At 32.4% G+C, this 21,355-nt stretch carries 11 protein-coding genes and 7 pseudogenes; 9 read left to right on the forward strand and 9 right to left on the reverse strand.

Annotated features, from left to right (window positions below; genetic code table 11):
• Window positions 1-36: 36 nt before the first annotated feature.
• Window positions 37-243, reverse strand: coding sequence for a hypothetical protein (locus tag OOL05_RS03610; protein ID WP_264729833.1), 207 nt, complete (start codon window positions 241-243; stop codon window positions 37-39).
• A gap of 13 nt (window positions 244-256) precedes the next feature.
• On the opposite strand from OOL05_RS03610, the pseudogene OOL05_RS06840 reads away from it, so the two are divergent.
• From OOL05_RS06840 to OOL05_RS03635, 4 genes and pseudogenes are all read left to right on the forward strand, one after another.
• Window positions 257-1,154: pseudogene (locus OOL05_RS06840) on the forward strand (transposase).
• 202 nt (window positions 1,155-1,356) lie between these two features.
• Window positions 1,357-2,898, forward strand: a complete 1,542-nt coding sequence (locus tag OOL05_RS03625; RefSeq protein ID WP_264729839.1) for an MBL fold metallo-hydrolase — start codon at window positions 1,357-1,359, stop codon at window positions 2,896-2,898.
• 255 nt (window positions 2,899-3,153) lie between these two features.
• Window positions 3,154-3,599: pseudogene (gene tnpA / locus OOL05_RS03630) on the forward strand (IS200/IS605 family transposase).
• A 114-nt stretch (window positions 3,600-3,713) separates the two neighbouring features.
• A pseudogene (locus OOL05_RS03635) lies at window positions 3,714-4,408 on the forward strand (IS256 family transposase); the annotation flags it as partial.
• A gap of 230 nt (window positions 4,409-4,638) precedes the next feature.
• Here OOL05_RS03635 and OOL05_RS03640 read toward each other — a convergent pair.
• The gene (locus OOL05_RS03640) at window positions 4,639-5,661 is read right to left on the reverse strand and encodes an IS110 family RNA-guided transposase (RefSeq protein ID WP_070357039.1); all 1,023 of its coding nucleotides are present in this window, start codon (window positions 5,659-5,661) and stop codon (window positions 4,639-4,641) included.
• Between the two features lie 219 nt (window positions 5,662-5,880).
• Between OOL05_RS03640 and OOL05_RS03645 the strand changes: the two are divergent.
• Window positions 5,881-6,418, forward strand: a pseudogene (locus tag OOL05_RS03645) (IS256 family transposase); the annotation flags it as partial.
• Between the two features lie 23 nt (window positions 6,419-6,441).
• On the opposite strand, the gene OOL05_RS03650 reads toward OOL05_RS03645, so the two are convergent.
• On the reverse strand, window positions 6,442-10,185 hold the full coding sequence (locus OOL05_RS03650) for an ankyrin repeat domain-containing protein (RefSeq protein ID WP_264729841.1): 3,744 nt from the start codon (window positions 10,183-10,185) through the stop codon (window positions 6,442-6,444).
• A gap of 674 nt (window positions 10,186-10,859) precedes the next feature.
• Here OOL05_RS03650 and OOL05_RS03655 point away from each other — a divergent pair.
• From OOL05_RS03655 to OOL05_RS03665, 3 genes and pseudogenes are all read left to right on the forward strand, one after another.
• Entirely contained in the window at window positions 10,860-13,103 is a 2,244-nt protein-coding gene (locus tag OOL05_RS03655; protein ID WP_264729844.1) for a coiled-coil domain-containing protein, read from the forward strand.
• 51 nt (window positions 13,104-13,154) lie between these two features.
• The gene (locus OOL05_RS03660; protein ID WP_064085299.1) at window positions 13,155-13,370 is read left to right on the forward strand and encodes a hypothetical protein; all 216 of its coding nucleotides are present in this window, start codon (window positions 13,155-13,157) and stop codon (window positions 13,368-13,370) included.
• 106 nt (window positions 13,371-13,476) lie between these two features.
• A pseudogene (locus OOL05_RS03665) lies at window positions 13,477-14,049 on the forward strand (transposase); the annotation flags it as partial.
• A 153-nt stretch (window positions 14,050-14,202) separates the two neighbouring features.
• On the opposite strand, the pseudogene OOL05_RS06715 reads toward OOL05_RS03665, so the two are convergent.
• The 4 genes and pseudogenes from OOL05_RS06715 to OOL05_RS03685 all read right to left on the reverse strand — a co-directional run.
• Window positions 14,203-14,409 (reverse strand): annotated as a pseudogene (locus OOL05_RS06715) (DNA repair protein RadC); the annotation flags it as partial.
• Window positions 14,381-14,626 carry a hypothetical protein gene (locus OOL05_RS03675; protein ID WP_264729846.1) on the reverse strand — a complete coding sequence of 82 codons (246 nt, stop codon included), beginning with the start codon at window positions 14,624-14,626 and terminating at the stop codon, window positions 14,381-14,383. The gene OOL05_RS03675 and the pseudogene OOL05_RS06715, both read right to left, overlap by 29 nt.
• A gap of 187 nt (window positions 14,627-14,813) precedes the next feature.
• On the reverse strand, window positions 14,814-15,143 hold the full coding sequence (locus tag OOL05_RS03680) for a transcriptional regulator (RefSeq protein WP_264375546.1): 330 nt from the start codon (window positions 15,141-15,143) through the stop codon (window positions 14,814-14,816).
• A 16-nt stretch (window positions 15,144-15,159) separates the two neighbouring features.
• Window positions 15,160-15,696: a helix-turn-helix domain-containing protein gene (locus tag OOL05_RS03685; RefSeq protein WP_264375518.1), complete on the reverse strand. Its 537-nt coding sequence runs from the start codon at window positions 15,694-15,696 to the stop codon at window positions 15,160-15,162.
• 113 nt (window positions 15,697-15,809) lie between these two features.
• Here OOL05_RS03685 and OOL05_RS03690 point away from each other — a divergent pair.
• Window positions 15,810-16,720 (forward strand): annotated as a pseudogene (locus OOL05_RS03690) (Rpn family recombination-promoting nuclease/putative transposase).
• Window positions 16,721-16,866: 146 nt separating this feature from the next.
• Here the strand turns inward: OOL05_RS03690 and OOL05_RS03695 are convergent.
• Window positions 16,867-20,469 (reverse strand): hypothetical protein, encoded by a 3,603-nt coding sequence (locus OOL05_RS03695; protein WP_264729848.1) that lies wholly within the window; start codon window positions 20,467-20,469, stop codon window positions 16,867-16,869.
• A gap of 14 nt (window positions 20,470-20,483) precedes the next feature.
• The gene (locus OOL05_RS03700) at window positions 20,484-21,227 is read right to left on the reverse strand and encodes a DEAD/DEAH box helicase family protein (RefSeq protein ID WP_264729850.1); all 744 of its coding nucleotides are present in this window, start codon (window positions 21,225-21,227) and stop codon (window positions 20,484-20,486) included.
• Between the last annotated feature and the right edge of the window lie 128 nt (window positions 21,228-21,355).

Below are 21,355 nucleotides of genomic sequence, written 5' to 3' on the forward strand. Positions count from 1 at the left end.
TATAAAAATAGTAATTGTATTTAGATCTTTTTATCCTTATGTTAATTTTGTCTTCGTATCATCTATTCCAATTATGATGAAAAATGCTATAGCTCTCATTTTAACTTTTGTTTCTTTTCCTAATAACGCTAATTCTGTATGGCTTTGTTGCATAGCTAGTGTTGGTTGAGGTGTATTGTAAGAAGAAAAGCTTTTTAATATATGGCTACTAACGCATTTTGTTGTAAAATAGGCATTTTTCAAACAAGTATAACTTATGCCACAACAAATGAGAGTAAGTAACCAGAGAGAATATAACGAGTTTCTCAAAAAAAGAGGAAATGTTTTTCATTTTGTTCATAGAAAATTGGTATGAAAATAGTCCAAAAGTTTCAGGTGGCAATAACACTTATAGTGATAAAGTTGTAATTTTAATACATATATCTTTTTAGAATTGGCTTGAGACAAGCTGTAGGTTTTGTAAAAGGTTATATGGTACAAATAGGCAAAAAACTTAAGCTATACACAAGCTTCTAGAAGATTTAAAAAGCTTGATTTGAAGATTGATGACCATAGAACCAATAAAGATGATTTCGAAAATATTGAAATTGCCGTACTAGAGTTAGTATCTACAACAATAACGGTGGGCATAGTAACTCGAAAAAGAAAATACAGTGGTTATAGTCAAGTAAGAAAACTACATGTTGTTTTAAACGTAAATGATAAGAAAGCATGAACTACACTAGTGGTGTTGCTGTGGACTATTTGCCGGTTTGCGATATGTTAGAGGAAGTCAGTGATAAATATAACATTTCGAGCAGATGCGGCTTATGATGTAAAAAGTGTGTATAAAGAATGCAGAAAATACAATATTGTGCCTATTATTCGCCTTAGGAAGGATACTAAAATTTGTTTAGCTGACTACTTATCAGAAAGAAACAAGTATATTAGTAGAATTAGGTCATATGAGAATTATGAAGATGGCATTAATGCATGGAAGAAAAAAGTTAACACGGTCTTATATTGAAGTCTTTTTCTATAGGTTGAAGCAAATATTTGGGTTTGGCTTGAAAAATAAATCAGAGGTAAATCGTGAAAAAGAGCTGTTAATTAAGTGCTACTTATTGAACAAATTTACTGATATAGGTATGGCTGAATTTAAATTAGCTGCGTAAATTCACTGTGATTTACATGCCTATCAGTGCTATGCAACAAAGCCATCCATAACTGGGGTAAACGAGAGTGGGGAAAGAAAATTGAGATGAATGAGGAAATAGTAAGAAAAGTCACGGAGAAGTGGGAGAATATGGACTTTAGTTGCTAAAAATTTGAAAATATGATACACTATAACGTTTTGTTCATAGTTAGGTAAATGTTGTGGTAAGTTCTCAAAAGCACCAAGCTCATGTTGATTGTAATTACATTGATAAATTACAAGACAAATTTAAGGATGTAAAATTTGAACGCACTGGAAAAACTAAGGGTAGTTACATTACTAATCCTGGCAATAAAAGTACATTAAATGATTTGAGGATTTTTATAGAGACACAAATTAAAAGGATACTTAGGAGTCTTTTTGCCCCATTTATATCAAAGGCTGTGAAGAATAAACTATCTTACTTTTCTCAAGAAGAAAATAAAGATAAGAGTAAAATTTATAAGTCTGATGATATTCAAGATTTACAAGAAGGGGAGAAATACGCCATCCAGAATGTGGGTCATGCAACTCAGTTAATTCAAATTCCTGGATTTAATATTTTGACAGATCCAGTATTTAACGGTTTGAGCTGGTTGTTTTATCCAGAGAAAACTAACCCTCACCCTAAAATTGAAAAGTTACCTAAAATTGATGTTATCGTAATCTCACACAATCACCGTGATCATGTGGACAAAAACTCGTTAAAAAAATTATTAAAGTATTATAAAACAAAACATTGGCCTCAACCGAAGGTACTTGTACCTATGGGGGATAAGAAGTTATTCAAGAGTTTTGGATTCATTCAAGTAGAGGAGGTGGAGTGGTATACGAAGATTTCTGTTACCAAAAATATTGATGGGGCAAACAAAACAGTAAATTTCGTTAGCATTCCTGCAGATCATCGTTCTGGTAGATCTGGTATTGACCATCACAAGTCTTTGGTTGCTGGTTGGGTAATAAATCCTGAACAAGAAGATGTAATATTCAAGTATTCAGGAGATACAAGATCTTTATCTGATGAAAATCAACAAGCAACTGATGCAGTGTTGTGGAATGAAATCAGAAGTAAGAAGATTAATAAAGAAAAAAGTGATGAAAATGTGGAAATTCCGAACATTGTTTGTTTGGAGCCAAGTGGTCCGAACTATACACGCCGTGATATGGATGTAACTCATCAGTCTACTTCATACAGTGCTCTTTTGAAATTTGTGGAAGCTAAAAACCTTGCTAAACTGAGTGGCAAAAGTTCTCAGGAGCTTTTACAGAAAATTCAAACTGTAATGATGCATCATAATAAATTTGAGCTTGGACCTGATAGATTTAATGAAGGTTTGTTTGTGCTAAAAAAGTTACTTAAGTATTTGGATCTAAGTGAAGAAGATTTAAGTAAGGAACTTGCAAGGCAAGAAGAAAAGTTGAAGGAGAATCTTGATAAGGAAAGATTGAAGGAAAGCACTCCTCTTGTAGCAAGACCTATTGTTGCAATTCTGCCTAAACAAACATCATTATTAGTTCATTCAAAAGACTTCATAATTAAAGAAATCACAAAGGTAACTGAAAAATTGGAAGACATAAGTAAAGAGCAAGTCAAGGAGTGCCTGATAGAGAGTACCATATTTCCAAAAATTGGAGAAAGATTAAATGATGAACAAGTTGTAAGCTCAAGATTTAATCCAGAAGATGTACAAAAATATAGAGGAGGTAGTAGGGTTTATAGTTGATTGATGTAATAACTCAAAAGTTTGAAATGAGCGAAGAAGTAGTAAGAAAAGTTACGGAAAAATGGAAGGAATATGGATTGATAGATGATTAAACTATGATGTAGACTACCGCCATGTATTTAGGTGTGGTTTGTGAGGCTTTTATATCTTTTATTTTTGTTGGCATGTTCTTCCCTTTATTGTTCCAAATTTGGGAGAAAAACCCTGGACCATCCTTTCAAGAATATAATTTTAAGGTGAAAAATTTGAAAGAATGTGGAATATTATAGAAAAAGCAGTCACTCTGTATATATATCACATAGTGTGAATAACAAAATATCGATATCCAGTATTAGTTGGAGATATTGGGCAGAAAACTAAAGAAGTTGTACAAGAAGTATGTGCAAATAATCAGGTAGAAATTATCAGAGGTAGAGTTGCGTCAACATGTATACGTTTCTGTACCCCCATACTTAAGTATTAGTAAGTTAGTGCAGTTAATAAAAGGAAAAAGTTCCATAAAAATCCAGCAAAACTTTCCAGAGCTGAGAAAAAGATACTGGGGAAAACACTTATGGGCAGTAGGCTACTTTGTCAGGACTAGCGAAAACGTAACTGATGAAATGATAAAAAATTATATTGAAAATCACTCTAAAAAAGAAGATAAATTTGGTAAGTCGAAAGTTAGCATTCTATGCTCTCTCTCAATCTTTGGATTTTAATCCATAGTGGTTGAATCCTTTCTTGAGATCATGTACAGGCTCGGGAGTGTTAAATAAAGTGTGTCAAACCGAAAAGTAAAATATTACAATTAATATAAAACGGAGGTTTTACACATGAGTGAAAAAATGGCAAATAAATATGTTGGATTAGTAGACTATCAAGAACTAGAGTCAAATATTCTGTCATCTATACGAGAAGGTAGGCCACTTACCGGAAGAGATGGAGCGCTAACACCATTGATAAAGAAGCTGCTAGAGGCAAGTTTAGAAGGTGAAATGGAAAGCCATTTATCAAATAATAGGAACGAAGAAAATAATCGCAGAAACGGCAAAAATTCAAAAACTTTACGAACAAGTATTCGAGCTGCTAACACCAAGAGACAGAGAAGGAAGCTTTGAGCCACAAATAGTCAAAAAAAGGCAAACAAGCCTACATTCTGAACTTGAAACAAAGATTTTGAGCATGTTTGCCAGCGGTATGGGATATAGAGACATAATGTCACACGTCGAAGAAATTTATGACAACAAGATATCGGTTGCTGAAATATCCAGTATTACTGATAAATTATTGCCAGTGATTAACGAATGGCGCAGTCGTCCTTTACAGGCAGTTTATCCGATAGTTTTTATGGTTCTTTAAAGTAAAAGAGGACGGACGCTGTGTAAGCAAGTGCATGTATAATATATTAGGTATAGATCAGAATGGCAGAAAAGAGGTGTTAGGCTTCTATTTAGCTGAAAGTGAAGGAGCGAACTTCTGGTTAGGTGTACTAAACGACCTCAAGGAAAGAGGTGTAGATACCGTCTTGCAAGTCAACAAAAAAATTACAAAAATTGTTCAAGCTGTATCATAAAATTAAAAAATACTTCCAATTCACATTTTGTGTAACGGTACACAGATTATAGTTAGTGAATATGTTGATAAGTAAATTTCCGCTTTTTTGTACGTATAAAATTAATTTACTTATCAACATATTCACTAACCAGTTACAAAATTTGTGTAAGATACTATTTTACATAATTGGAGCGTTTTTTGATTTTAAAGCACTAAACTTTCAGCCAAACTCCTAGCTCTGTAGTTTTTGATATGATCTGGATCAAAAGCCTTCTTTGACCTTAAAACACCAAAAACAATATGGAGTAACTTACGCATTGCAGCTCCCACAATGGCCATGTTATGCTTGCCTTTCTCTTTTAACCTTTTGCAAAAAGTCATAATAGTAGGATTATGATTCTTAGCTACTATGGCAGGAAAGTACATTGCCTTACATAATGTTCGTGAACCGGATTTACTTAATCTGGGCTTGGCATGTACAGACGTACCTGACGTTATATTTCGTGGTATAGCTCCAGCATATGCTGCCAATTGCCTGGCATCCTTGAAAGCTTTTATGTTAGGAACTTCAGCCAAAATAGCTACTGCTGATTCTTCTCCTATTCCTGGAATGGTCAATAGAAGTTGAAAATTTTCCAACAATTCTTTGTGTTTATTTAATAGTTCACGTAAGGAGTTTTTTATTCTTTCTATTTTTTGTTTTATGTTCATTGCAAGGTCTTCCCAAGCATTTGCAACTTCTTTAGGCAGTCTCTCTTTTTTTTCTAAGTGGTTATTTACTAATGTCAATTCATCTTTTAACGCAGCCGAGCAACGATAAAGATGCTTTAATTTCTTTAACTCAGGAGAAGGTGGTGCCCAACGAATAGGTTCCTGTCTTTGGCAATAATCGGCAATTATCTCTGCATCAGTCTGATCATTCTTTTGTCGTATAAGCTTACTTTTTGCATAAAATCTTATACAAGCTGGATTAACAACACTCACAAAATGTCCAGTATTGTGTAGAAATTCAGCTAAGGCTTCACTATAACAACCAGTAGCTTCCATGCAGGCTTTTACTTGTTCTACATTATGCTTTTGTAGAAAGCTCAGTAAACCTTGAAACCCATGATCATTATTCTTGAAACTCCTTTTCCTGGTTTCACGTTTTCCTTTGTTGCTTATGAATGAAAGAGAAACATCAAAGCGATCTTTTGATATGTCTATACCCAAAAAGTTGTTGATCATATATAACTCCATACGTTACTATTAAAATGAAAAGTAAGGCTAACCTTGTGGATACAGAATTATAACCATTTAGGTCTTTCTACGATACCGTTCAGCCTATACTTTTGAGAAGGGAACTCTTGTCTACCACACAGATTTTATATCTAAGGAGATATTCAAAGTTCTTCCCTTCTCCACCTAATGCTTAAGCTTAAAACATCAGATGCTTTTGACAAGATACAAGAAGATATCCTAATAGCCTGTGTTAAAAAGCTTTCCTACAGCTATAAACAGCGTCTTTCCTAATACAGAAGTACAACTATGTATAGTGCATCAGATACGTAATTCATTGAAGTATGTGGCTAGCAAAGATACAAAGAGCTTTTTAAGTGATTTGAGGAAGGTATATCAAGCACCAAGCAAGGAAATTGCTGAGAATTATCTACTAGAACTGGATGAAAAATGGGGTGCAAAGTACCCTATGGTTATAAAATCGTGGCAGAATAATTGGGAAAATTTGTCTAGTTATTTCAAGTATTCTGATCCAATGAGGAGAGTAATTTACACCACTAATCCGATAGAGGGACTACACAGGCAAATTAGAAAATTCACCAAGACCAAAGGCTCATTTACCAGCACAAATGCCTTGTATAAACAGGTATATTGTGCTATAAAAAAGGTGGAAGAAAAGTGGACGATGCCTGTACGTGATTGGGCATTAACTATGTCACAGCTTGATATTTTCTTTCCTGGTAGATTGAAAATTGAGTTGAGTTGAAAATGTGGTTTGACACACTTTATTTAACACTCCCTAAATACAAAGCCTTGATCTGGAGTAGAATGTTTTAAAACAGAAACATCACAAAGATCTCCCTTAGATTGAGAATTTTCTTTAGCACGTTTTAGTTTTTTAAATATTTTAGTGTTTTTATCTATATTCTTCTCAGCATAATCATATAAAAGATGCAGTAACTTTCCACCAGCGTTAATGGCAATTTCAATAGTCGTATTTTCATCATTACCATCTGGAGAGTAGTTTAAGCTTGGTTTGAAACCATGTTTGTTCTTTGATTCTAGTAACTCTTTTATCTCTTTGAGTAATTTATCTAGCTTACGCGTATCCTTTTCATTTGCCGCTTCTTTTACCTTATTAAACAACTTGCCATCTTGAACTCTTTTTATAACACATTTTCTTTTATCTCCTTCATTTTTAACGGATTTGAGATCTATACAACCAACATTAATATTTGGATCAGCAAGCAGAAGGTCAATAATCTTGGAATAGCTATTTTCTAGTGCTAACGACAAAGGAGTGTTACCTTCATCAGTCTTAGCATTAACATCAGCTCTATAATCCAGAAGAAGTTTCACTATATCAAGGTGATTCTTTTCTGCTGCAAAATGTAAAGAAGTATATCCTGCATATTTTCCAGTAGCTTTAGTATGAATGTCAGCTCCTTTCTCTAGAAAAAGTGCAACTATACCATAGTGACCACCCATTACTGCCGCATTTAAAGGAGTATAACCTTGCTGACTAATTTTAGCATTAATCTCAGCTCCATAAGCCAGAAGAAATTCAACTATACTCTTACAACCTATTGCTGCTGCCCAATGTAAAGGAGTAGTTTTTGTCTGATCCTTAGCATCAACTTCAGCTCCATTCTTCAGAAGAAATTTAACTATATCATAGAGACCTTTTTTTACTGCCAAATGTAAAGGAGTATCATCTACTTTAGTCTTAGCATTAACATCAACATTTTTTTCTTCGATGAGGTATTTAACTATCTCTAAATGACCATTCTCAGCAGCGTTATGTAATGGAGTCTTACCTGAATCATCTTTAGCATTAACATCAGCTCTATAATCCAGAAGAAGTTTCACTATATCAAGGTGATTCTTTTCTGCTGCAAAATGTAAAGAAGTATATCCTGCATATTTTCCAGTAGCTTTAGTATGAATGTCAGCTCCTTTCTCTAGAAAAAGTGCAACTATATCATAGTGACCACCCACTACTGCCGCATTTAAAGGAGTAAAATCTTCCCTATCAATTTTAACATTAATCTCAGCTCCATTACTCAGAAGAGAGTGAACTACTTCATAATAACCATTTTCTGCTGCCCAATGTAAAGCAGTACTACCTATCTTATCTCTAGCATGAACATTAACTCCTTGCTCAATTAATCTTTTAGCCTTTTTCGGATTTTTATTTCTTAAAGCTAAAAATAATTCCTTTGTATTCTTTTCTAATCTTTTTGATTCCTTTTCATCATTTAGATCCTGATTATGCCTTACATTCTGAGGTTTTTTACTCTGACTAGTACTATCTTCTAAAGAAAGCTGTGGTTCCACCTCTTGAACTTGATGGCGTTTTTTAGCTTTCTTCTTTTTGTTTTTATTATGTCTACTTTCTTTACTCTGAGGTTTGCTAATATCATCTCCTTCATGTTCTGAGCTTTGTGAAGACCTAGAACTTATATCACTCTCTAACACTGAATTTGCACGCTTGTTTTTATCTAAGGCCTGATCCTTTTCATGATCTCTATTAGCTTTCAACGCATTCGTAACCTCTTCAGCATATTCTCTTTTTCCTTCCTTTTGCAATTTTGTTGCTATACGTTCAGCTTGCTCTATGTTTCCTTTCTCTATTAACTCTAGTGCCTTCTTTTTCCATTCCTCAGGACTCGATTTTTCTTGCTCAATATTTACATTATCTTCTTCCTCTGGTTCTATTATTTTCAATAAATTACTTTTATCATCTATAATGTAGACATTACTAGCAGCACGAGTAACTCCAACATACAGAGCGTTCATATAAAATTTATATTTCTCCAAAGACTTATCTTTCTTATCCTTATTTCTTGAAGTGTTAACTTCCTTTTCATTGTATGAATCACGAATTCTATTAATAGTATTATCTATCTCCCCGTCACTTTTATCCGTACATGCTATCTTCCATATTTCATTATAAGCTTTACATGATGTAAACTTGTAAAGAATCACATTTTCAAATTCCAAGCCTTTGGCTTCATGTATATTAAACACAAGTGGAGTATCAAATAACTGACGTGCACTTTTTTTACTTTCATCATTCAGAACTAAAACAGCGCAATTTATAGATTCATTTACTTGTTTTGCTATTTCTTCTTTTTTATCATCAGTAATAAAGCCAACGTTCCCTTTCTTCTTAGTCTCACTCTTCATGAAAAAAGCGTTGTCTACTGTTATTTTATCTTCTGAAGCAAAACAATAATTCTTAAGATGTAGTATACGATTGGCGAATTCAATAACTTGCTCACTATTACGATAATTCCTCTCAAGGGTATAAAAAACTCCCGATCCTTGGCTCATTATATATCTATTTTGACAAAGAAAAGATTTTAACTTAGATAAAGAGAAAAAACTTGGATGTATTACTTGATTAACATCACCACATAGTAAAAAGTTACTCTTATTCTCATCTTTTAAACTCTTTAACACCAGATCTAATGTGCTCTCAGTTAAATCCTGAACTTCATCTACAACAATCGCATCATACATTCCTTCTGTAATGCATTGATGAGTAACAAGATTAGGATCATAATACTCTGAATCTTTTTCTATAAACTTCCTGTACTCTTTAAAAAAATCATAAATATTACTCCTTTCATTCTCAGGAAACATAGATTCTCTCTTTCCTAATTTCTCATATAGGTCTTTTCCGTTCTCTCCTAATAAGCCTTTTCCCCCTATTACAGCTGTAAATTCTTCGAATATTTTATCTCCGTCTTTTTTATACTCCTTAAATTTATCTTTCTTGCATATTTCATCGAACCATGAAAAAAACTTATTTCTATCAATTGGCTTCTTTCCTTTTATATCTTCTGCTTTCTTTTCAAGAAACTCATGAAGAGATAAGAACTCAATTCTTTCTGGAATGCCAATCTTGAATTCACCAGCAATTTCATCATAGTATTCGTATTCAAATAATTCTTTTGATTGTTTTATAAGATTTTCAGACTGGGTAATATATAGAACTTTTCCTTCCTCGAACTTCTCTTTTATCCTTTTTAGGCTCTCCAAAGCCACTGATGTCTTTCCACTACCAGCAGCTCCATTGATAACTAAAGGCAATTCAATCCTTTCAACTATATCTTCCTGCTTTGCACTAAAAGTAATAAATTTACCGAGATAACTAACTTGTGGAGCATCTTCAATCTCTACTGTATCAGGAACTTCTTCACCTATTATTTTTATGTTTCTTATTTTCTCTCTATTCGTTAAAAATTTAGACTTATGATAATCATGATTCAGAATTACTTCTAAAATAACAAAAGCATCTTTGTCATTATGTTTTCTCCTCGTAAATAGTAATCTGTCACTATCACTTAATTTAGCTCGAAAATATTCAATATTCCCATCACCTTTTATTAACTTTATATTTCCTTGGCTTGTACTGTTGTTTTCCTCTAAATCTTTAATTATTTCATTGAACTTTTTCCTTAAAGGAGTTTTACCATTGTCTAAATCACATTCATTAAACTCTTCACAATAAAATACAATACTCATAACTTTTATTAACTATTTAATTATATTAAGAATATAATAATATTATTAATACGTCAATATATTTATTACTAGATTAACCTTTATTATTTATTAATACGTAATTCTTATCTTGTAATTAGATAAGTAATGAAATAAATTTATACTTGTTTGGTATTAAATGACCTGAGTAATTTGATCGTCTCTAATAACTAAAACCGGCTAGTGAGAGAAGAGTTTGTTTTGGGATGCGTTGGTCTACCACGCAACCTATGCGAACTTTCCTTTATAGTAATTTTAATACAACACGAAACTAGCTATTTTAGACTACTTTCACCAAATTTATATACGAACTAATTTGCTCAAGCTTATGGAAATAATTTAAATCTTCTATTTTTATAACCTTATTTTTACGCAACGTGTTCTCACAAATATATGACCTTTTTTGCAATTTCAGAAGAGTCAATAATTCAATTCCTTATAACACTAATTAGTATGGTCTTTTCATTAAATTTATCCTCTCAAAAAGACTGTGCTTTATTCACCTGCTTTAATGGTATTATAATATTTTACACCTAAACCTACTCTATAAAAATTCACAATACGAATTAGTAAATAGATTATATTCAAATTGATTGTATTTATGATATATAGCGCATACAATATATTACTTGTTTATTTTAGTAGGGGGTATAGGTATGTTTAGTTTAAAGCAGGTAGTACAATATAATTTATTTGGTAGTAACGACCTTGAAGGCAATTCATCTTGTGAATTTGAAGATTTTCCTGAAGAGGTATTTGAGATTAGCAATGAAGAAAATCAAGCAATAGATAGTTTGAAAAGTAAAATAGAAAATCTACAACAAGAAAATTTTGATCTTAAAAAAAATGTAGAGTTACAAAAACACTATAAGAAAAGAGTAGAAGAGTATTACGAAGAAGTAAGTGAACTTACCAGAGAAATGCAAACCCTAGAAGGGAAAATTAAAAGGCTTGAAGTTGAATTACAAAGAAGGACGAGAAATTTAACTGAAAATGATCAAGACATCGAACAGCTAAAACAGAAAGTAGAAATATTATTATTAGAAACTCAGAACAAAAGTGATATAATTAAGAACTTAAATAATCAATTAAAAGAGGCAAAGAATGAAATTCAGTTAACAGACAAAATAAATGAAGAATTACAGCAAAAACTGGTTTTGACTGAAGATGAGTTAAATAGAGTAAGAAAAGAAAGTACAGTGCTGATAAACAGTATAGAGGATTTGAAAGGTGATTATGAAAATCAGATATTAGAAAAAGAGAAGGAGCTTAATGATGTAAGAGATCAATTTTGTATTTATTTATCAGAGTATAAAGAACTATTTACAGAATTCAATAGACTGCAGAAGGAAAACGAAAGTTTAAAACAGAAAAATTTCTATATTAGTAATGAAGTGTCTCTTGCAGATGAAATAAACAAAGAAAACGTAAGAGAAGAAATAGCAAAGCTTCAGTTTGTACCTGAAGTGAAAATTAAACATATTATTGATAATAATGACCAAGAATCAACCTTACCAGATAGAGAAGCAGAAAATTATCGAACAAGTGAAGATAAAAACCTTGAAAATACTGATTTCGAGATTGGAGTATGGAATGAAGCTGACGATGAAAGTAGCGATGACCAGAAATCAACCTGGCTATATGGAAAAACAGAAAATTGCCGAACAAGTGAAGATGAAAACCTTGAAAATAATGATTTCCCAATTGAAGTATGGAACGAAACGGATAGTGAAAGTGACGATGACAACAATGTTAGCCCTTGCCCTGATTATGATGAAAGTTTTGGTAGGCGTTACAGTCAACTATTCTATGATGAAGCCATAATTCATAAAGAAAAAGATACTTTTGTTTTAATTCGTCAAAAAGATTCTTTTTCTTTAGCGAAAGTAAAACCGAATACAAGAGAAGAAGAAAAGTATGAAAGTATTTGGCAAAAAATAAATAAGATCCATGATTATCTGGACATTTTAGGTTACTCTGGTAGCGAAGAAGATTATGAGGAGTGCGAAAAAGAACTTGATAAAGTTATAAACGAAGCACTGAAACAAGGAATAATGTTCACTTTTCCATATAAATCTGATATGTCCTTGATAGATCGTATAGCTGACACATTCCCAAAGCTATATTTATCTGCTGACACTACTCGAATTTATGAGTTTTTACACAAGAAAAAAATATTTCAGATAATATCAGAAGGTGCATCTTTAAACAGATTTAGCGATGAAGAGCATGGAGATGTAGTAAACGTAATTTGTTCAGATAAAGATACCTTAGGTCAGCGAAAAGCAAACCTTTCAAAGCTGAAGGAGTTAGCACTTGAAAGTATTATAAGTAAAAGTGAGCAAATTGATAAACATGACTTTGAACTAGAAATAGATAATGGATATTTTTGTATAGATTACCCACAAAATAGTACTATTGAAGTTGCAAAGATATTCAATAATCAAAAAGCTAAAGATTTAAATCTAAATATTGGTATAGTTCAAGTTGGAAAAAGTATAATTAGAGTTGAAAACATAGAAGGAAGGAGAAATTATACAGACATCTCAGGAGATATCATTGAAATGTCTTTTACCACTGAAGTAGGAGAGATCAGTATTCATCTATGTCCTAATGAGAAAGATAGTAATAAAATAGAGGTGAGGCTTGTCGATGAAGTAAGATTTAACAAATTAGAGAATAAATCAAGTTTAGGGCTAAATTGTCTATTAGGGGGGAAAAGTGTTTTAACAGCTATAGAATATGGGTATTTTAAAAGAAATAGCAGCGTATTTGAAGAGTTAGATAAGGCTATTAAACAGTCAGATTATACAATAGAAAATCCATCTAGCTTTCTAGAGGGGGTTAATAAAAATCAACTACTCAAAGTAAATGCAAGGGGATATGGTCCAGGATTATGATAATACAAATTATCTGCATTATACTAAAATGTAAAAACAAGAGGAGCGAAGATGCTTTTTAATTTAGAGCCAGGCAGTGTTGGTTATAGTGATAAACATAGGATTGGAACTATCAAAATAAATGATAAAGAAAGAAGGAACTATAGCCCTTCTCATAATAGTCCAAAAAGAGTAAGATATGGATTGATAGTAGTGAAGGTAAGGATGCCAGTAGCATATAGTTATGACTTAAGGAAAAGGGTAATGGAAACGTTGGAGGTGGTGTAACAAGCTTTTTTGCCTACCATTTGTCTATTAAGCTCGGGAGTGTTAAATAAACTGTGTCAAACCGAGAAGTAAAGTAATAAATTGATAAAAAAATGGAGGTTTGACAATGAGTCAAGCAAACACAACTACCGGTTTGGTAGACTATAAAGAATTAGAAACAAATATCTTATCATCTATACGAGAAGGAAGACCATTGACAGGAAGAGATGGAGCATTAACACCATTTATAAAAAAACTGCTAGAGGGAAGGCGAGATAGAAAACCATTTGTCGGCTGAAAGCGAAGAAAACAACCGAAGAAATTCAAAGACTTTACGGACAAGTATTTGAACTATTGACACCAAGAGATAGAGAAGGAAGTTTCGAGCTACAAGTAGTCAGAAAAAGGCAAACAACCGAACTTGAAGCAAAGGTTTTAAGTACATATGCCAGTGGCATGGGATATAGCATCGCATGTAGAAGAAATATAAAATATCTGCAGAAGAGATATCAAGTATTACTGACAAATTGTTACCGGTAATCAACGAATGGCGCAGTCGTCCGCTGCAATCTGTATATCCAATAGTGTTCATGGTTTTTTAAGGTCAAGGAGGACGGGTATTGTGTAAGCAAATGTATGTATAACATATTAGCAAAATGGCAGAAAAGAAGTTTTGGGTTTTTATTTGGCTGAAAGTGAAGTTCTGGTTGGGAGTACTATAGCCCTTCCCATAATAGTCCAAAAAGGTCATAAGAAAGAAGAATCGACAGCATGAAGAAAAGATTTGAATAATTGATAATGCCTTTTTTACCACTTTCCTTTCAGATAAGTGTACTTCATCTATTGTACCAAAATACACTTCATCTCTTATCAGACGGTGCTGTTTATCCAAGTATATTATCTGAACAGCTTCTTTTGCTGAAAAGCCTATATTTACCCTTACATACTCTATCAGCTTTTCTTGGCTATCCATTACAGGTCCTCTCTTTAATCCTTCTCTTAGTGCTCTTTTATAAGCTTCTTTAACACATTCAATTGCTGCGGCTGCATGTTCGGTCATTCCTTCTATTCATTTTCAGATCATCGATTTCTCGCCCTAAAATTTCTCCTATTCCTGGGCAATTATCCATTAGAGTTTTAGTAACATCTTGTGCTTGCTTTCTGTCGTGAACTGCTCCTAGAAGTACTGCCACTATTTCGCGATCAAATAGAGCACTTCCTCCTCCACTCTGTAATACTCTCTCTATTTCTTCTGTAAGTTTTTCACTATTATTCATAAAATATACTCCTCGTTAATAACAAATTGTTTTTAATTATTTACTGCTGTTTTTTATCAGCATTGGCATAAGGCCATAGCTTTCGAGTGAAGTCAAATCAATTTTTCAATCTTTTTTACTTATTTTTTCATGAATAAGTAAAGATATTAATATATATTTGTTTTCAAGTTATGTAAAAAGGTTGTTGTTAATCAATTATTCTAGAAATAACATCAGTAGAAAAACCTAACTGAAGTAAATTATTTGTAACTTTCATTTCCTCTACTTTATCAATCTTCTCTTTGTAAAATTGCTTTCTTTGCAAGAAAAATTCTACCCATATATTTAGCTCATCTCGTGATTCCTGATTGTCAATTTTTCTATATTCTCTTGCCAAACTTAATAATTCACTTTCTCCTTCGCAATCACTTTCTTTGTACTCCTTTATTAGATCTTCAGCATCTACTGACAATTCTCTTGCTATCTCCCACAACCTTTCACTTAAAAGAGTAACGTTACCTTGTTCATAGTGATGTATCTGTGAGGGCCCTACATTAAGCTTTTTTGCTAATTCTTCTTGCGTATATCCTCTTCCATTTTTTTATCTCTTGTCCTCCGTTTGGCTCGTATCTCTCTTTATCAGCATATTCTTCAATTGATAAGCCTGTTACTCGATAGATAACCTCAGTATCAAACCCTGCCTTAACTAGATTCCTTGCAATTCTTATTCTTGCTGCTTTTACATTACTTTCTTCTTCAGCTCGGACAGATTTGGTTAACATATAAATTGCTTTGCGTCCTCCTGTTTTTTCTATGAAATTATACATTTCCTGGGTCTTAGCTTTATCAAAACAACTGTTTTCTTTTAGTACTTTTTGTCTTGGAAAGAGATTTCTAATAGGGATTGATAACGACTCTGCTAGGATTTTTAGCCTTCCAATTGGAATGCTACATGCTCCTTGCTCATATCTTAGCAGTGTATGATAGTTTATGCCTGCCTTGTCTGCTAAGTTTTTCAGGGTATATTTTTGTTTTAACCTCCAGCTCCTTACTTTTTGTGCTATCTGGTACCTTATCGAGGTATTTGTCATAAATATTATACAGGTTAATACTACCAAATAAAGATATACAAAATGTTTGCATTTTAGTTGAATATTTCTTCAGAATTGTGTATAATTATTAATGCTTTTTAACTTACTTTCTCATGGCTCTTTCGAAGTTTCTTGACGCACGCAACGATTATGCATTGAAAAGAATATTTGGCACCGAGAAGAATAAAGATATCCTCATTCATTTCTTGAACGATATTTTAGGCTTTACTGGCTTAGCGGCTATTCACGATGTTGAATTCTTAGCTACCATTTTAGACCCTGAAGTTGCCGCTAAAAAGCAGAGTATTGTTGATGTTCTTTGTAAGGACTCTCAAGGTTCCAGATACATCATAGAGATGCAGTTCACTAAAACTAAGGGCTTTAAAAGCGTGCTCAATATTATGCTGCTAAAGCCTATTCAAGTCAAGCAGATCAAGGTGATGATTATCATAACCTCAAGGAAATTATCTTTATTGCTGTTGCTGATTGTATTATTTTTCCAGATAAGGCTGAGTACAAATCTAATCATGTCATTTTAGATCAAAATAGCTTTGAACATGACTTAAAGGATTTTTACTTCGTATTCATAGAACTACCAAAATCTACGAAAAACAAAGAAGACCAACTAGAAAATATAGTAGAAAAATGGTGTTACTTTTTTAGATACGCAGGAGAAACAAGGGAAGAGGATCTAGATAAGATAGTTGGTAGTGACCTAATAATAAAACGAGCTTATGAAGAGATGAATAAGTTTAATTGGTCAGAAGAAGAGTTATTAGCATATGAGCAAATGAAAAAACGCATAATGGATGAGATAGCTGCTTTAGCTCAAAAATTTGATGAGGGTCTTAAAGTTGGTCAAGAAAAAGGTAGACAAGAAGGCATCCAAATCGGCCATGAAAAAGGTAAAATTGAAGGTAAAATTGAAGTTGCAAAAAACTCACTCAAGGCCGGTGTTTCTATTGATGTTATCGCTGAAATAACCGGCCTTTCTTTAGATGAGATCAAAAAATTAAGAGACTAACTTAGCTTTATCCTGAATCAAATGACCTTGAATAGAAGTATTACTTAAATAACTTTGTGACCACTAACTTTTATATTTTGTTCTCTCTAAAATATTTATTTTTTAACTACTCCTTTGTAGCTTTCCTCCCTCTTTTTTACCTCCTATCAACCTACTCTTCTCAAAACTTTTTCTCTTAATTTTGCTATAGGATTAATAAACTTAGTGCTTGGTGAAATAACGTCTTCAGTGGTAAAAGGCTTGACGTTTTTCTCAAGATCATTTTTAACTTCATTTACTTTATCAACAACACTATTGATAATTTTTTTATCTTCTTCTGAGCTTTGCTTATTTTTTGCTGCACGAGAAGAGTCACCAAGCAGTGGAGAGATAACATAACCTGCAGCTTCCCTTGCCAATTTTATATTTTCCCTTTGTGACAAAATCTTTAGCTCATTTAAGTCATTTTTACAAACACTTTTAGCTCTAACTTTTTGCCAATTTAAGTATAAATTTCTCTTATTTTGTAATTTCTCGCTTTCTTCAACGTTAAAGCTACTATTAACCCTATAATCCAATAGATTACTAGGAATAATATTATCTTTGTACTCTTTTACTCTATAATAATGATCATGATACATGCTAATTCTTTCAATTATACTCGCCAAACAAGATTGTACATTCTTTATATCATTTAAGTCATCTTTTGTGAATTGAAAAGATTTATCTTTTAAATTTTTCCTGAATTTTCTCAAATTCTCCACTTTATCTTGATTTTTTTCTCCTGGATAAATCTGATCAAGTAACTTGAGCAAATAATCGCCTTTCATCAATGGTGATGTTATTTTATCAAATAATTTAATAGACACTGGATGTTTCAAACATGCACTCATATGCTCTAAATAATTATTGAAGCTCTTAGTGTCAGTTTTGTCCTCTGGTTCTTCTATCTGTTGATAAACTTCATTAAATTTCTGATTTAACAAATTAATCTCTGCAACATTTTTTACGCTATACTCTGCTATAATATGAGCATAAGCGTTCACAAGTGGAGAATCACTTTTTAATCCATTAACTTTCTTTAAAAAACTATTATAAGTACTCCTTGTGTCCAAGTAATACCCGAAACGGATCAAAAGATACTGAGCTGTGATAAGAGCCTTATATAGTATTTTAAGTATTCTTACGCCCAAAGTATCGCTTCTCTTGTATGGAAAGCACAGTAGTTCATGTTCAGCGAAATTTGGAGTGGCATCTTCTTCATTATCCCTTAACTCTTTTTCATAATTATTAAGCTTTCTTCGTGCATGTTTTAATACACCAATAAATTCCTTCTTACTTTTATTGAAGTCATGCTCATTGGTATTGTAAACCTCTATAAATGAATTTAAGGTAATTTGAATACTGTGATCAGCCAGATCGTCAATTCTTTTCAGGCTTTTTATTTCCTGGTTAATATAATCTATTATCTCTGTTGCAAGCTTATTTCCATAAGCTTGTTGATTTGATAATCTTACTACTGATTTATTGTAAGCCTCAATATAATCTCCTTTTTTGAGTAGGTTTATGTCAAAGCTCAGTTCATCATTGGAGTAGCAAAAGAATGTAGAGTGCCTATTAGAATTTAGGCATCTAAGTCTACCTGGAGCTTGAATAAGTTGTGCAGGCTTGTTCAAGTCAGTAGATATTGGGTCTACTAGCATTCCAACATGTTGTAAATTGATATCATTGTATCCCTGTACCTTGGTAGGATTTACATCATTACCAACTAATCCCATGCGGCACAAAGCATGATAATCCTTTTCTTCTTTCAATAGATCTTCATATAAATCTTTTAGCTCATCTTCTGATAAATGGTCAATTGCTAACTTAGCTAACTGTTCCTGATTTAAGTCTTGTAAAATTCTTTTTTTATGATGGTTGATAGACAAATTATTCTTCTCATTTATTGCTTTCTTGAGTTCCTTAGCATGATATGTATCTAGGTTAATTAGATCTTCACATACGCTTTGATTATCACTCAGGGACAATTTCTTTTTTACAAGCTCTAATTCTTCTAATGGTTGGCCACTTATATAGTCTGAAAGCTTACTCTTAAGATCTTCTACAGATAAATTGCCTGAGCGATTTAAATTTTCTAATTTTACTTTGTGCTTATTTTCGTAACAAAAATCTTGTAGTGCTCCTAATGGATATGCTTTTTCATCACAAGAATACGAAGAACTAGAATAGTCTGAATAAGTTAGCTTACTACCATTTTTTAATATCATTTTAAGCGCTTTCCCAAGATCTTCAAGTAGTTTTTTCTCATTTCCTCCTAGAGGTGTAGATACTTTGAGCTTATCTTGTTCTTCATCACTCAACCCTCTTAAAGAATTCATAAACTTTCTTCTTTCAGCAGATGCTTCTTTTCCCAGTTCACATAAGTCATCTATTTTACTTTCTTCTACTCCATAATATTCAAGATAATCTCTCACTACAGAGTAATTGCCGCTACTTAGCAAAGCTACAAGCTTTTCAGGAATTTGTTCTAATCCTTTAGATGACATCAAGAGGTGAAGTTTTTTATCTTGGTTCCAATTTCTTATTAACCTTATAAAAAAATCAGAGCCTTTATTTTCCTTTAGAACATCAATAACAGATTGCATTTGCTGAACAAGCTCTTTCTTTAATTTATCGCTTTGAACACCTTGATCTTTAACATATATTTCTAAATCATGAGTATTATCTAACGCCGCTTTAACTTCTCCAGCTAAGCCTTTCAAATCTGCACACCTCTTTTCATCAAGCTCGTGTCTGTTTAGACCAGTTAAGCATGAAAGTGTATTCTCAATTATTCCATGCATTACGCGAAATACAGAATAATCTGCAATGCCACTGAAGTCATAACATTCTTTTACAATTTTTGCTGCTTTTTCTTTTGTAATATTGAACTGCTTAGCAACTTGCTCCGTTATAAGAGCAAACTTTTTTGATTTGGTTACTAACTTATAGTCTGGCTTAGAATTGAAAATTTGCTCTAAGAAGTCAAAAAACTTTGATCCAGTAGATTTCGGTAAAGTTTCGTTTCTACCATATTGCAATATTTCTTTCAGGTTATCTATCTGCTTATTTGACTCAGCTAAAATCAACGCTGGTTCACCAATTACGCTTTGAACATTTCTATACAAATAATTCTCTACTTCTTTTTTTAATTTATCGTCTGTTAAATTTGCATTGTTATATTGATCGTTTTTTTCCGGCTTAAAATCTACATACTCTTCAATGTCATTAGAGTATTCTTTTGCTAGATCCTTACTTTTTACTTTGGTATGAACTTGTAAATTTAAAGCTCCATATACATCTGACTCCATTTTATCTGTCAAAGAAAGAGTTTTAAGTAACCCATCATTTTCTTTAATATGTCTATGAGTGCTTATTGAAGGCGTTGCACTTAAAAACAGCGTAGGTACAAGTGCAGATAAGAGTCCCATACGGTGTTTATACAACTCCTGCTCTGCCACTCGGTGCTCTTCATCAAAGGACAGAGATATAGATTTTTCAATATTTAGCTCAAATTCTTGACCATTAATTGTAACTTTACCACCTTGAATTTTATATTCTTTGTTATCAAACTGAATTTTATCCGCAAGAATCACAAAATCCTTACCATCTATATTTATTTTTCCATTTCTTATTTCAAATCTTTTGTCTCCAATATTAAGAGCTTTTATAATACCAGGAAGCTGTCCAAGACCTATTGCTCCTAAAAATTGATCCCAATTTTTCATCAAACTTTCGCTGCTCAATATAGAGCACCTTTATCACCGCTTATCTCTTTCAACTCAATATCTTCAATATCGGAGTCAGATAATACTTTTTTCCAGTCATCGCGTTTCTGTGTTACAAGATCTTCATTAGGTGCTAGAGATATGTAAGGTACACCGATTAGCCTAGCAGGCAAATATTCAACAAGTAGTTCTATAAATGTTTTTCCAGTTCCTGTTGCAAGCGCAAACTCTTTAGTTGGACTCTTACCTTCTTTTAAGTGTTCTATTGTTTCTTTGATGTAAGATAAATGTTGTGGAAATATTACAATTTTACCAAGCCCACCTATTGTTGCACTTTTTTCTTTACCTTTGATTGTTACACTATAATGGTGATTACCTTTCTTATCTCTGCTGATTGTCAACTCATGCTGTGTGCACAAAGTAAGTAGATCTTCGTCAGTGTAATCTGTCGTATCTTTAATATCTACCGAAGAAGAAGCACTTTCATCAAATTTAACATTGTATGTACCTTCTTCCTTCTTCGTTAAAGTTACACCAATTTCTCTTTCACCTATTGTTACTTTATCATTTATTTCATCTTTATTGCTATTTATCGAACTTTCTATTTTTTCTTTAATGCCCTTCTCAATTTTAGAGGTTTTGCTATTTAATTCAATTGACAGCAAGACTCCCAAGTAAGTCTTTTCTAGCCCTTCTATGTTTCTCTTTTTTGAATCGTTATCAAACTTTGTGAATATTTGCGCAGATGAATGTACCATGTTTTTACCTTTAAAATACAGTGTTAATCTCCTAATAATATAGGAAATTAAATAATTAATCAATATATTTAATTAATAAATTACAAAATAATCATAAATTTTTCTATTATTTTTAAATGAATTAGTAT

Origin of the sequence: Wolbachia endosymbiont (group B) of Episyrphus balteatus, assembly GCF_947250575.1 — a bacterium.
Classification (GTDB): domain Bacteria; phylum Pseudomonadota; class Alphaproteobacteria; order Rickettsiales; family Anaplasmataceae; genus Wolbachia.